This is a genomic window from Novosphingobium sp. (assembly GCF_036803765.1).
Taxonomy (GTDB): Bacteria; Pseudomonadota; Alphaproteobacteria; order Sphingomonadales; family Sphingomonadaceae; genus Novosphingobium.
Map to the genome: position 1 here is coordinate 34829 of NZ_DAIRTS010000016.1, position 12616 is coordinate 47444.

General features: G+C 68.3%; 12 protein-coding genes. 10 read left to right on the forward strand and 2 right to left on the reverse strand.

Annotated elements, in window-relative coordinates:
- Positions 1–15: 15 nt before the first annotated feature.
- Positions 16–978 carry an SDR family NAD(P)-dependent oxidoreductase gene (locus V7Q48_RS11835; protein ID WP_333838353.1) on the reverse strand — a complete coding sequence of 321 codons (963 nt, stop codon included), beginning with the start codon at positions 976–978 and terminating at the stop codon, positions 16–18.
- Positions 979–1154: 176 nt separating this feature from the next.
- Between V7Q48_RS11835 and V7Q48_RS11840 the strand changes: the two genes are divergently transcribed.
- The 7 genes from V7Q48_RS11840 (at position 1155) to V7Q48_RS11870 (ending at position 9287) form a co-directional block, all read left to right on the forward strand.
- The gene (locus V7Q48_RS11840) at positions 1155–2606 is read left to right on the forward strand and encodes an MFS transporter (RefSeq protein ID WP_333838355.1); all 1452 of its coding nucleotides are present in this window, start codon (positions 1155–1157) and stop codon (positions 2604–2606) included.
- A gap of 89 nt (positions 2607–2695) precedes the next feature.
- Positions 2696–3445 (forward strand): nuclear transport factor 2 family protein, encoded by a 750-nt coding sequence (locus V7Q48_RS11845; protein WP_333838357.1) that lies wholly within the window; start codon positions 2696–2698, stop codon positions 3443–3445.
- A gap of 15 nt (positions 3446–3460) precedes the next feature.
- Positions 3461–4888: an NAD-dependent succinate-semialdehyde dehydrogenase gene (locus V7Q48_RS11850; RefSeq protein ID WP_333838359.1), complete on the forward strand. Its 1428-nt coding sequence runs from the start codon at positions 3461–3463 to the stop codon at positions 4886–4888.
- Positions 4889–4972: 84 nt separating this feature from the next.
- Complete coding sequence (locus V7Q48_RS11855) at positions 4973–5674, forward strand: DUF2490 domain-containing protein (RefSeq protein WP_333838360.1); 702 nt, start codon at positions 4973–4975, stop codon at positions 5672–5674.
- 37 nt (positions 5675–5711) lie between these two features.
- Positions 5712–6782 carry an amidohydrolase family protein gene (locus V7Q48_RS11860; RefSeq protein WP_333838361.1) on the forward strand — a complete coding sequence of 357 codons (1071 nt, stop codon included), beginning with the start codon at positions 5712–5714 and terminating at the stop codon, positions 6780–6782.
- A gap of 28 nt (positions 6783–6810) precedes the next feature.
- Positions 6811–7650, forward strand: a complete 840-nt coding sequence (locus V7Q48_RS11865) for an NAD(P)H-binding protein (protein ID WP_333838362.1) — start codon at positions 6811–6813, stop codon at positions 7648–7650.
- Positions 7650–9287: an MFS transporter gene (locus tag V7Q48_RS11870; RefSeq protein ID WP_333838363.1), complete on the forward strand. Its 1638-nt coding sequence runs from the start codon at positions 7650–7652 to the stop codon at positions 9285–9287. The genes V7Q48_RS11865 and V7Q48_RS11870 overlap by 1 nt, the downstream gene beginning before the upstream one ends.
- Positions 9288–9337: 50 nt before the next feature.
- On the opposite strand, the gene V7Q48_RS11875 is transcribed toward V7Q48_RS11870, so the two are convergent.
- A complete protein-coding gene (locus tag V7Q48_RS11875; RefSeq protein WP_333838364.1) occupies positions 9338–9841 on the reverse strand; it encodes an outer membrane protein assembly factor BamE in 504 nt (167 codons plus the stop codon).
- A gap of 255 nt (positions 9842–10096) precedes the next feature.
- Here V7Q48_RS11875 and V7Q48_RS11880 point away from each other — a divergent pair, with 255 nt between their 5' ends.
- Genes V7Q48_RS11880 through V7Q48_RS11890 form a run of 3 tightly spaced genes read left to right on the forward strand, consistent with a single transcriptional unit; the run spans position 10097 to position 12599 of the window.
- Complete coding sequence (locus tag V7Q48_RS11880; RefSeq protein ID WP_333838416.1) at positions 10097–10612, forward strand: ubiquinol-cytochrome C chaperone family protein; 516 nt, start codon at positions 10097–10099, stop codon at positions 10610–10612.
- Positions 10609–11133, forward strand: coding sequence for a YceD family protein (locus V7Q48_RS11885; RefSeq protein ID WP_333838366.1), 525 nt, complete (start codon positions 10609–10611; stop codon positions 11131–11133). The genes V7Q48_RS11880 and V7Q48_RS11885 overlap by 4 nt, the downstream gene beginning before the upstream one ends.
- 5 nt (positions 11134–11138) lie before the next feature.
- Positions 11139–12599 carry an MATE family efflux transporter gene (locus V7Q48_RS11890; RefSeq protein ID WP_333838367.1) on the forward strand — a complete coding sequence of 487 codons (1461 nt, stop codon included), beginning with the start codon at positions 11139–11141 and terminating at the stop codon, positions 12597–12599.
- The last annotated feature ends 17 nt before the right edge of the window (positions 12600–12616 follow it).

Here is a 12616-nt window from a genome sequence, read left to right on the forward strand (position 1 = left end):
CTCCGGTCTTGGCGTTCAGGCGGTTGCGGGCTGGGCCGGGGTGGGCTGGGTACGCGACGCTTTCAGGGCGCCCTGCCGTTCGACTTCGGCGGTGATCGCCGGGTTGCGGAACAGCATGGCGAAGGTCTGCTTGTATTCCTCGTTCTCGGGCAGGTGCGTCTGCACGGCGGCGGTCGTCGCCTCGCCGCGTTCGCGCACGCCGACGAGGAATTCGGCGTGGGTGAGGATGTAGAGCTCGTCGGCGAGGATGCCGGCGAGCACGCGCTGGCCCACCTCTTCCTTGGTCTGATAGAGGTGCGCAAAATTGCCGCCGGCCTGGCGGCGCTTGTCGGCTTCGGCATAACCGGTTTCGGCAAGGTCGGCCGGGCGGGTCTTGCCCGCCTCGGCAATGTTGGACTGGACCGCGCCGGGGCAGAACGCCGAGCAGATCACGCCGCGCGCCTCGAGTTCGGGGCGCATGCATTCCATCATCGAGGTGACGGCCGCCTTGCCCGAGGAATAGATCGTGGTCATCGCCGCGGGCACCAGGGCCGACATCGAGGCGGTGTTGACGATGTGGCCGCCTTCGCCATGCGCGAGGATGCGCGGCAGCACGGTAACAATGCCGTTGATGGTCCCGCCCAGGTTCACGCCCATGACCCAGTCCCAGTCGGCGAAAGTCGCCAGTTCGGTCGGGCCGACAACGGCGACGCCGGCATTGTTGGCAAGCAGGTGGATCTTGCCGAAGCGCGCCTCGATCGCGTCCGCTACTCCGGCGAACTGCGCGCGGTTGGTCACGTCGAGCTTGAGGGCGAGGATGCGGTCGGTGGCGCCGCCTGCCACGTCGGCCAGCTCGGCCGCGCCGGCGGCGAGGTGATCGTCGCGGATGTCGGCGATGGCGACGTTCATCCCGGCGCCTAGCAGCGCCTTGGCGATGCCGAGGCCGATCCCGCTCGCGCCTCCGGTGACAAGGGCGGTCTTGCCCGGCAGGTCCTGCATCGAAGCTCTCCTCTTCCGCTGTAACGATTGTTATCGTCTGGACCGGTCCGAAACGGCCGCATCCAAGTTTTTCGCCTTACCTATTCACCAAGGCGAATTTGTATGCAAGACTAACAATGCGCCGGATGAAAAAGGTTCGCGATTCAAGCGTGCCTGGCCGGGAGAGGAGATCGATCATGGCAGGTGCAATGGCGCCGACGATTCCCGACGACGGGGTCGCGGCGATCGCGGCGGAAGCGGAGGCCGGGCGCGAATCGGGGCAGGCTGCTCAGGCCAGCACGCAGGCCTGGCCCAAGGCGTCGGCAGCGTGGTTCGCGCTGTTCGCCATCGTCTTCGCCACCTTTCTCAATTTCTTCGACCAGACCGTGTTCGGAATGCTGGCGCAGCGGGTGAAGCTCGACTTCGGGCTGTCGGACGAGCAGCTGGGCTTCCTCGGTGGCCCGGCGAGCGTGATCTTCTTCGTCGTGGTCGGCATTCCGCTGGCGCGCCTCGCGGATATCTACCCGCGCCGCCTCGTGCTGGCGGGCGGAATGCTGGCGACGGGCACGGTCATGGCGCTGGGTGGCCTTGCGCAGGGGTTCGGGCAGTTCGTCGGCTCGCGCATGTTCCTGGGCGCAGGCGGTTCGGCACATGCGCCGGCCTCGTACTCGCTGCTGGCGGATTTCTTCCCGCCGCAGAAGATCACCCGCGCCTTTGCCGTGCTGCAGTTCGGCTTCATCGGCGGGACGACGGTGGGCGTCGCGCTCGGCGGCAAGCTGATCGTCTGGCTGGCGGGGATCAAGGACCCGGTGGTGCTGGGGCTGCACGTCCATTCGTGGCAGCTGATCCTGCTGGGGCAGGGGGCGCTGGCGCTGGTCGCGGCTGCGCTGCTGCTGATGATCCGCGAGCCGGCGCGGCGCGGGATCGCCCCGCCGATGCAGGTGCAGAGCGCCGCGCCGCGGCAGGGCCTGGCGCAGCGCATGCTGACCTTCACGGGGCTTGACGCGGTGCGCGCGATCCACGCCCGCGGGCGGGTCTATTATCCGCTGTTCCTCGGCCTCGCGCTCGCCGCGATCGAGACCTTCGGCCTGGCCTTCTGGCGCGTGCCCTTCATGATCCGCACCTATGGCTGGGACGAGGGGCGGATCGGCATGGTCATGGCGCCGATGCTGCTGGTCAGCTCGGTGCTCGGCGTGTTCCTCGGTGGGGCCTTCGTCGAATGGATGGCCAAGCGGCACAAGGACGCCAATGTGCGCTGCGCCGCGATCCTGTTCAGCCTGGTGACGGTCTGCGCGATCACCTCGCCGCTGATGCCCACCGGCGAGGCGAGCCTTGCGGTTATGGCACTGGGCGGCATGTTCGGCCTGGCCGGCGCCGTCCCGCAGAACGCGGCGATCCAGCGCATCGCCCCCAATGTGATGCGCGGGCAGGTCACGGCGATCTACCTGTTCATGTTCACCTTCTTCGGCGCGATGGGCAGCTTCGTGGTCGGCGTGATCGCGCAGCGCGTGGTCGGCGTCGAGAGCGAGCTGTGGAAGGCCCTGGTCATCACCGCGGCCGTGCTGCTGCCGGTCGCCACCCTCAGCATGATCCTGGCGATCCGCCCTTATCGCGACGAAGTCCTGCGGCTGGAAGCGGAAGGTCGTTGACACCCGGCCGGCGATCCGCAATTCGTTAGTGAGGCATACTAACTAAAAAGCGCTGGCCCCAATCCGGCCGGGCAAACATGGAGAGTGGGATGACGGGCGAAACCGATCGCATCGCGGCGCTGGAGGCCAAGCTGGCCGACGTGGAACGCCGCCTGACCGTGCGCGAAGACGAGCTGGACGTGCGCAAGCTGCAGCACCTCTACGGCTACCTGATCGACAAGTGCCTCTACAACGAGACCGTCGACCTGTTCACCGAGGACGGCGAGGTCCGTTTCTTCGGCGGCGTGTGGAAGGGCCGCGAGGGCATCCGTCGCCTCTATTGCGAACGGTTCCAGAAGCGTTTCACCTACGGCAACAATGGCCCGATCGACGGCTTCCTGCTCGATCACCCGCAGCTGCAGGACATCATCGATATCCAGCCCGACGGCGTCACCGCGCTGGGCCGTGCCCGGTCGATGATGCAGGCCGGGCGCCATAAGGATTTCGAGGGCGAGGAGCCGCATCTCAAGGCACGCCAGTGGTGGGAAGGCGGCATTTACGAGAACACCTACAAGAAGGTCGACGGGGTGTGGCGCATGCACATCCTCAACTACATGCCGATCTGGCATGGCGACTTCGAAAAGGGCTGGGCGCATACCCCGCCCGAATACGTGCCGTTCCCCAAGGTGACTTATCCCACCGACCCGACTGGCCCGGACGAATTGCTCGAAGGTCACTGGCTCTGGCCGACCCACAAGATTACACCGTTCCACATGAACCACCCCGTGACCGGCAAGCCGATCGAGGCGCAGCGCCTGCAGCGCGACCTCGATCATGATGCCGCGATCGCTGCCAAGTAAAAGGCTGTAGTTGCAATGACCTATCCCCCGCTTTCGATGATTATCAACGGCCAGCGCGTCAGCGGGGAGGGTCGGCGCACACATGCCGTGGTCAATCCGGCAACCGGCGAGGTGCTGGCTGAATTGCCGCTGGCCTCGGCCGCCGATCTCGACCGGGCGCTCGAGGTTGCGGCCGAGGGCTTTGCCCTGTGGCGCAAGGCACCCGCCCAACAGCGCGCCGCGGTGCTCAACCGGGCTGCGGCGCTGCTGGTCGAGCGGCAGGAAGATCTGGCGCGGGCCGCCACGCTCGAGCAGGGCAAGACCCTGGCCGAGACGCGGATCGAGGTGATGATGTGCGCCGGGCTGTTCCAGTTCTATGCCGGCGAGGTTCACCGCATCTACGGCCGCGCGCTGGTGCGCCCCACCGGCACGCGCTCGATTGTCACGCACGAGCCGGTCGGCCCGGTCGCGGCCTTCGCGCCGTGGAATTTCCCGCTGGGCAACGTCGGGCGCAAGCTCGGCGCGCCGGTGGCGGCGGGCTGCTCGGTGATCCTCAAGGCTGCGGAAGAAACCCCTGCCTCGGCGCTGGGCGTGCTGCAGTGCCTGCTCGATGCCGGCCTTCCGCCGCAGGTCGCCCAGGCCGTGTTCGGCGTGCCCGACGAGGTCAGCCGGCACCTGCTCGGCAGCCCGGTGATCCGCAAGCTGTCGTTCACGGGCTCGACCGTGGTCGGCAAGCACCTCGCCAAGCTGGCGGCCGACGACATGAAGCGCACGACGATGGAACTGGGCGGGCATGGGCCGGTGCTGGTCTTCGCCGATGCCGACCTGCAGCGTGCGCTCGATACCGTGGTCGCCTCCAAGTATCGCAATGCCGGCCAGGTCTGCGTCAGCCCGACGCGCTTCATCGTCGAGGAGCCGGTGTTCGACGCCTTCGTCGAGGGCTTCGTCAGCCGTGCCGCCGCGATCCGCGTGGGCAACGGGCTGGAAGAGGGCGTGCAGATGGGCCCCATGGCCAATGCCCGCCGTCCCGAGGCGATGGAGCGGCTGATCGGCGATGCCGTGGCGCGGGGCGCCAAGCTGCACACCGGCGGCCAGCGCATCGGCAATGCCGGGTTCTTCTTCGCGCCGACCGTGCTGTCGGACGTGCCGCTCGATGCCGAGATCATGAACGAGGAGCCGTTCGGCCCGGTTGCGCTCATCAATCGCCACGCCGATGCCGACGCGATGATCGCCGAGGCCAACCGGCTGCCTTATGGCCTGGCCGCCTATGCCTGGACCGAGGGGCACGCCAATCGCGCGCGCGTCGCGGCCGAGGTCGAGGCGGGGATGCTGGGCATCAACACCACGATGATCGGCGGGTCGGATTCGCCGTTCGGCGGCATCAAGTGGTCGGGCCACGGCCACGAGGACGGGCCGGAAGGCCTGATGGCCTGTCTCGTCACCAAGACCATCCACGAAGCCTGACGCGCAACGTCATGCACGGGCAACACTCCGGAAAGGACAGGGGCATAGCGGGACCAGCTTCCCCCTCGTTTTTCGGAGTGACCCATGCGCCGCCTGCCTGCCAACTGCCTGTTGGCCGCTCCGCTGCTCGCGTGGGCCGCACCGGCTCTCGCGGCGGACCCCGATGCGCAGGTATGGGCCGCGCAGCAGGCGTTCATCACGCTCGATCCCAAGCTCCTGGCCTTCACCGACCTGCAGCTGCGCATGACGGACGATGCGAGCCGTGCCGGGCAGATCCTGGTGCGCGGCGCGCTCGGGGTGAAGGTCGCGCCCTCGACCACGGTCTGGGGCGGCTATGGCTACATCCGCACCGATCCCAAGGGCGGGCGTGTCAGCCACGAGCATCGCATCTTCCAGCAGGTGATGTGGCGCGCGCTGGGCGACGGCCTCGGCAACCAGACCTCGCGCGTAACGGTCACGGGTCGCACCCGGCTGGAGCAGCGCATGGTCGAGGGCACCGCCGGCACCGGCTGGCGGCTGCGACAGCTGGTCCGGCTCGACGTGCACATCGGCAAGCGCGGCGATCCGCTGGTGGTGGCCTGGGTCGAACCCTTCGTGGCCTTCAACCGCACCGCCTGGGGCCAGAAATCGGGCTTCGACCAGCTGCGCACTTTTGCCGGCGTGGCACTGCCGGTCGGGCGGGGCCTCAGCCTCGAGGCCGGCTATTCGACGCAATACGTGGCCCGCGAAGCGCGCGAGGACCGCATGAACCACATTGCCAGCCTGTCTTTCGTGATCCGACGGTGATCGCGGGCGGGCCGGCGCAAGCCATGGAGAGGCCCGCATGACCGAAGAACGCCAGACCGCACAGCTGAAGACCGGGGGCGATCAGGGCTACCTGCGCATCGCGACCGAGGAAGCCTTCGCCACCGAGGAACAGGTCGCGGCGTACCTGCGCATGATCCGCGATGGCGAGGCGGACAAGGGCATGGTCTCGCTCTGGGGCTTCTACGCCCAGTCGCCGTCGCCGCGCGCCACGCAGATCATGGAGCGCCTGCTCGACCTCGGCGAGCGCCGCATCGCCGACATGGACGTCCATGGCATCGACAAGGCGATCCTGGCGCTGACCTCCCCGGGCGTGCAGCCGCTGACCGACCTCGACGAGGCCAAGGGCATCGCCACGCGCGCCAACGACCAGCTTGCGGCGGCCTGCGCGAAGTACCCCGACCGCTACATCGGCATGGGCACCGTGGCGCCGCAGGACCCCGAGTGGTCCGCGCGCGAGATTCATCGCGGGGCCAAGGAGCTGGGCTTCAAGGGCATCCAGATCAACAGCCATACCCAGGGCCACTATCTCGACGAACCGCAGTTCGACCCGATCTTCCGCGCGCTGGCCGAGGTCGACCAGCCGCTCTACATCCACCCCTCGACCTCGCCCGATGCGATGATCGGCCCGATGCTCGACGCCGGGCTCGACGGCGCGATCTTCGGCTTCGGGGTGGAGACGGGGATGCACCTGCTGCGCCTCATCACCATCGGCATCTTCGACCGCTATCCGACCCTGCAGATCATGGTCGGCCACATGGGCGAGGCGCTGCCGTACTGGCTCTATCGCCTGGACTACATGCACCAGGCAGGCGTACGCTCGCAGCGCTACGAGCGGATGAAGCCGCTGAACAAGACCATCGCCGGATACCTCCAGTCTAACGTCCTCGTCACCAATTCTGGCGTGGCGTGGGAGCCGGCGATCAAGTTCTGCCAGGAGGTCATGGGCGAGGACCGCGTAATGTACGCCATGGACTATCCCTATCAGGTCGAGGCGCGCGAGGTGCACGCCATGGACGCGATGACCATGTCGCCCGAGACCAAGAAGAAGTTCTTCCAGACCAACGCCGAGCGCTGGTTCAAGCTCTGACGTCCCGCCTCCATCAAGGGGAAATTCCATGTACGCAGTTGCAGGTGCCTCGGGCCAGCTTGGCCGTCTCGCCCTCGGCGAACTCATTGGCCGCGTCGGTGCGGACAAGGTCGTCGCGCTGGCCCGCGATCCCGCGAAGCTCGCCGATGCGGGTGTCGCGGTGCGCGTGGCCGATTACGACCGGCCCGAAACGCTCGTCCCGGCCCTCGCCGGCGTGGAGCGGCTGTTGCTGATCTCGGGCAATGCCGTCGGCGCGCGGGTGGCGCAGCACAAGGCGGTGATCGACGCCGCGCGCGAGGCTGGGGTCAAGCTGATTGCCTATACCTCGATCCTCCATGCCGACAGCTCGACCATCGGTCTGGCGGAGGAGCACCGCCAGACCGAGGCGCTGCTACGCGAGAGCGGTCTCGCCTTCGTGCTGCTGCGCAATGGCTGGTATAACGAGAACTACACCGGGGCGCTGGCGCCGTCGGTGGCGCATGGCGCGATCATCGGTGCGGCGGGGACGGGGCGCATCGCCTCGGCCACGCGCGCCGACTATGCCGCGGCCGCCGCGGTCGCGCTGGTGAGCGCACAGGGCGGGGAGGTCTACGAACTGGCCGGCGATGCCGCCTTCACCATGGCCGATTTCGCCGCCGAGGTGGCGCAGGTGGCGGGCAAGCCAGTCGCTTATGTCGACATGCCCAAGGCCGACTATGCCGCCGCGCTCGAAGGTGTCGGCCTGCCCGGCTTCATCGCGCAGATGGTGTCGGACTCCAGCTTCGAATCGAGCAAGGACCAGCTGTTCGACGACAGCCACACCCTCAGTCGCCTGATCGGGCGCCCGACCACCCCGATCGCCGAGACCATCGCGGCGGCGCTCGCCTGATGGCCATCCCTGCCGCCCTCCCTGGCGCCGACGTTGCCAGCGGCGTAACCAGCCCCTCGCAGGCCATCGCCAAGGGCGGCTGGTATGCGCTCGTGCTCGTGGCGCTGACCAATGCGATGAGCCTGCTCGATCGCCAGATCCTCGCGATCCTCGCACCAGCGATCAAGCAGGACCTGGCCATCGGCGATGCCGAGATGGGGCTGCTATACGGCACCGTCTTCGCGCTGTTCTATGCGGTGTTCTCGTTGCCGGTCGGACGGCTGGCCGATGGCTGGACGCGCACGCGGCTGCTGGGCATCAGCCTGGTGCTGTGGTCGGCCGCGACGGGGCTGGCGGGTCTCGCCTCGAGCTTCGCGCTGCTCGCGCTCTCGCGGCTGGGGGTCGGCATCGGCGAGGCGGCGACGCAGCCGGCGGGCACCTCGCTGCTGTACGACTACTGGCCGAAACAGCGGCGCGGGTTCGTCATGGCGGTCATGGCTGCGGCGATCGCGCTGGGGCTGGGCGGCTCGCTGATCCTGGGCGGTGTCGCGGCACAGGCATGGACCGCGCATTGGGCGGGGGGCACGGCCCCGTTCGGCCTCAAGGGGTGGCAGTTCGCGTTCCTCGTGGCCGCGGTGCCCGGCTTTGTGCTGGCGGCGTTCCTGTGGACCATGCCCGAGCCGGTACGCGGCGCGATCGACGGAATGCCCACCCAGCCCGAGGCGAATCCGTTCCGCGCCAGCCTCGGCCTGCTCGGCGGGGTTACGCCCGGCTTCCACTGGATCGCCATGGCGAGGCGCCGTGCGCGTCCCGCCGCGATCGCCTTCAATCTTGCCGCGCTGGCCGCGATCGCCGGCTCCATGCGCGTGCTGGTCTGGCTGTGCCAGGGCCTGTCGCCGCGCCCGCCGATGGCGCTGGGGCCGGTCACGATCGATGCCCACGTCCTGCAATGGAGCGTGATCGGCCTGGGGCTGTTCGTGCTGGTCAACCTTATGCAGCGGATGCGCGCAGCCGATGCGCAGGCATTCCGCGTCATTGCCGGCTCGTCCACGCTGACCATGGCGATCGCGGTCGGCACGTTGCAGTCGACGATCAATTACGGGATGATGGCCTTCAACCCCAGCTTCCTCATCAAGACCTACCATCTCTCGATGAAGGATGCGGCGCTGCAGTTCGGCATGCTGTCGGTGGCGATGGGCATCGTCGGGCCGCTGCTGTGGGGGCCGCTGGCCGATGCGCTGCATCGCCGCCTGCCCTCGTCGGGCCGCGCGCTGGTGGCGCTGTTCACGATGGGGGTTTCGCCGATCCTGTCGTTCTGGACCTACCTCGCGCCCGACGCGCCGACGTTCTACTGGCACTTCGCGCTCTACAGCTTCGTGCTGACCGGCTGGATGCCGCCGCTCTACGCGATCATGTACGACCAGGTGCTGCCCCGCATGCGCGGCGTCACTTCCAGCCTCTACCTGTTGACGATGACGATCCTGGGCATGGGTATCGGCCCCTATGCGGTGGGTCTGCTGTCCGATGCCACCGGCAACCTGACCCACGCCATGCTGTCGATGAACGTGGTGGCGGTGCCGATCGTGGTGCTGATGCTGCTGATCGCGCGCCGGTCCGCGCGCGACGAGGCCCTTCTGATCGCGCGAGCGACCGTCTGACGACCGGCATGGACGTGCCGGTCGTCAGGCCCGGATCAGCTGCCCCCGGATCAGCTGCCGTTCGGGCCCGAACCGGTCGGGCCGCGGCCCTGGCCCTGTCCGCCCATGCCGCCGGGCAGCGCACCGACCGAGCCGATGTTGCCGAACAGATCCTGGAAGAAGCTGCGGTGACGGCCCAGCGTCGGCGTCGTCTCGCGCACGGGGTGGATCGTCGGCACGCGGGTCAGCCTGCTGCGGTCGATCGTGGTGACGTTGCCGGCGGCGTCGAAGTTCACCTTCATCACCTGCTCGTCGACGGTGCGCGGGCGCTTGAACGGACGCTGGCGCGTGTCGATCGACACGTAGTACCAGCTCTGCGGGCCGAACTGGCTCTTGAAGGTGGCCTGGCCCAGCGCGCGCTCGACCGAGAGGCGGTTGTCCACCCCCGGCTGCAGCGAATCGGTCAGCGCATGGTCCATCTGGAACCCGCGGTGATCGCGGATGCTCGCGCAGCCTCCGAGCGTCACCAGCGCGGCCAGCGCCGTGCCTGCCATGACCATCCGATTTGCGCGCATTCCCGAACTCCGAAATCCCGTGGCCGCGCCGGTTTTCCCGGCATGCGGCCGTCACAGCGACCAGCGATGACAACGTCCAAAGGCGCCCTTTGCCTTCGCGTCGCCGCGCCCTATATCCGCCCAAGCCTTAGGGGCGAAACGGGTTGTCCGCAATGGCGGCGTGCCGGTTTGGCCCATGACATCTTTACGCGTCCCATTTTGCCATCCCCTCCCGCCCGCCATTTTTTGCCCGCCAACTTCGAAAGCCTTGCCGCCATGTCCTTGCTCGCCCGCCTGATGGGCCAAACCCGCGATGATCGCGACGCCGCCCGCCCGCTGTGGCACCGCGTGGTGGAAATCGCCCGCGAGAAGGAATGGTACGCGCAATGCGGCGTGGCCGACACCGTGCCGGGCCGGTTCGACATGATCACGCTGATCCTGTCGCTCGTATTGCTGCGGATGGAGCGCGAGGAGGGCCTGATCCCCGCCTCGGTGTGGATGACCGAGCTCTTTGTCGACGACATGGACGGCCAGCTGCGCGAAAGCGGGGTGGGTGACATCGTCGTCGGCAAGCACATCGGCAAGCTGATGGGCACGCTGGGTGGCCGCCTCGGCGCCTATCGCGAGGGGCTGGAACAGGGCGAGGACGCCTTCGCTGCAGCGATCGCGCGCAACGTTACGCTGATTGAGGGGACCGACCCGCTGGTCCTGGCCCGCCGTGCGCGCGCCTTTGCCGCCGGCCTGGCGATGGTGCCCGCCGACCGCGTGCTCGGCGCGGAGATCGGCCGATGATCGAGACGCCCGAATTCTCGCACATGGTCGACTTGCGCCAGATCACCGACGCGCCGCTGCTGCTCGAGCCGGACGCGGAGGCCCGCCGCCGCCTGGCCGCGCGCTTCGGCATTTCGGCGATCCATGCCATGCAGGCCGCGGTCCGGCTGTCGGTCGACGGGACGGTCGTGCGGGCCGACGGGCGGCTGACCGCCACGATCGACCAGCCCTGCGCCATCTCGGGCGAGGACTTCGCCGTCACCATCGACGAGCCGCTGACCCTGCGCTTCGTGCCCGAGACCACGCTCGCGGCCGAGCCGGACGAGGAAATCGAGCTGACCGCCGACGACTGCGACGAGATTCCCTACGAAGGCCTGAGTTTCGATCTGGGCGAGGCGGTGGCGCAGAGCCTCGCGCTCGCGATCGATCCCTTTGCCGAGGGGCCGATGGCCGACAAGGCGCGCGCCGAGCACAACCTTTCGGGCGATCCGGCCAGCGGTCCTTTCGCCGCACTCGCCGCGCTACAGAACAAGAAGGACTGAACGGCATGGCACGTGCGCACGGCAATACCGCCCCGGGCGGCCCCGGGGCGCGCGACTTGACGCGCGGGCCGATCCTCAAGACCCTGCTGCTGTTTTCGCTGCCGACATTGGTCGGCAACATCCTCCAGTCGCTCAACGGCTCGATCAACGCGATCTGGGTCGGGCGCCTGCTCGGCGATTCGGCACTGGCCGCGACCGCCAATGCCAACGTCGTCATGTTCCTGGTCTTCGCCGCGGTGTTTGGCTTTGGCATGGCGGCGACGGTCAAGGTCGGGCAGTCGTTCGGCGCGGGCGACGTCGACGCGGCGCGCCGCACCTTCGGGACCGCGGTGGGCTTCTGCGTAGGGCTGGCGGTCCTCGTCGCCTCGGTGGGTTGGATGTCGGCGCCGGCGCTGCTCGGGCTCATGTCGACGCCGCCGGACATCTACGCCTTCGCGCTGGCGTACCTGCGAGTCATTTTCGTCGCGCTGCCCGCGACGATGATCTCGGTCATGGTCTCGATGGGCCTTCGCGGCGCGGGCGATGCCAAGACCAGCCTCTATTTCATGATCGTTTCGGTCGTGCTCGACTGCGGGCTCAACCCGGTCTTCATCGCCGGCCTCGGGCCGATCCCGGCCTTCGGGATCGCGGGCTCGGCGCTCGCCACCGCGACCTCGTCCTATGTCTCGATGATCGTGCTGGTGATCTATGCCTATGCGCGCAACCTGCCCTTGCGCTTGCGCGGGCCCGAGCTGGGCTATCTCGTGCCGCGCATGGACGAGCTGCGCTACATCGTCACCAAGGGCCTGCCGATGGGCGCGCAGATGCTGATCGTCTCGGGCGCAGGCATCGTCATGCTCGGCCTCGTCAACCGCGAGGGATCGGTGACCAGCGCCGCCTATGGCGCCTCGCTCCAGGTGTGGACCTACCTGCAGATGCCGGCGATGGCGATCTCCGCCGCGCTCAGCGCCATGGCCGCGCAGTCGATCGGGGCCGGACTGGTCGACCGCCTTGGCCGCATCACGCGCGCCGGCCTCATCCTCAACTGCGCGGTGACCGGGGCGATGACGGCGCTGTTGCTCGGTTTCGACCGGCCAGTGCTGGTGCTGTTCCTCGGCTCGACCAGCCCGGCCGTCGACATGGCCCGCCACATCCAGTTGCTGGCGAGCTGGAGCTACATCCTGTTCGGCATGACGATCATGCTGTTCGGCACGATGCGCGCGGGCGGCGTGGTGCTGGCACCCTTGCTGGTGATCGCCGTGGCGATGTTCCCGGTGCGGCTGGGCTTCTACCACCTGACCTATCCCGCGCTTGGCGCCGACGCGCTGTGGCTGGCCTTCCCGGTCGGCTCGCTCGCGGCGATCGTGATGGCCACGGTGGCCTATCTCCAGCCCGGCTGGAAGCGCAAGGCGACGGCGATCGCCTCCAGCCGGCGCATCGAGACCGAGGCCGCAGCAGAGTGTTCGGCCGAGGGCAAGCCGGGCTGAGCGGTTGAAGGTTGCGT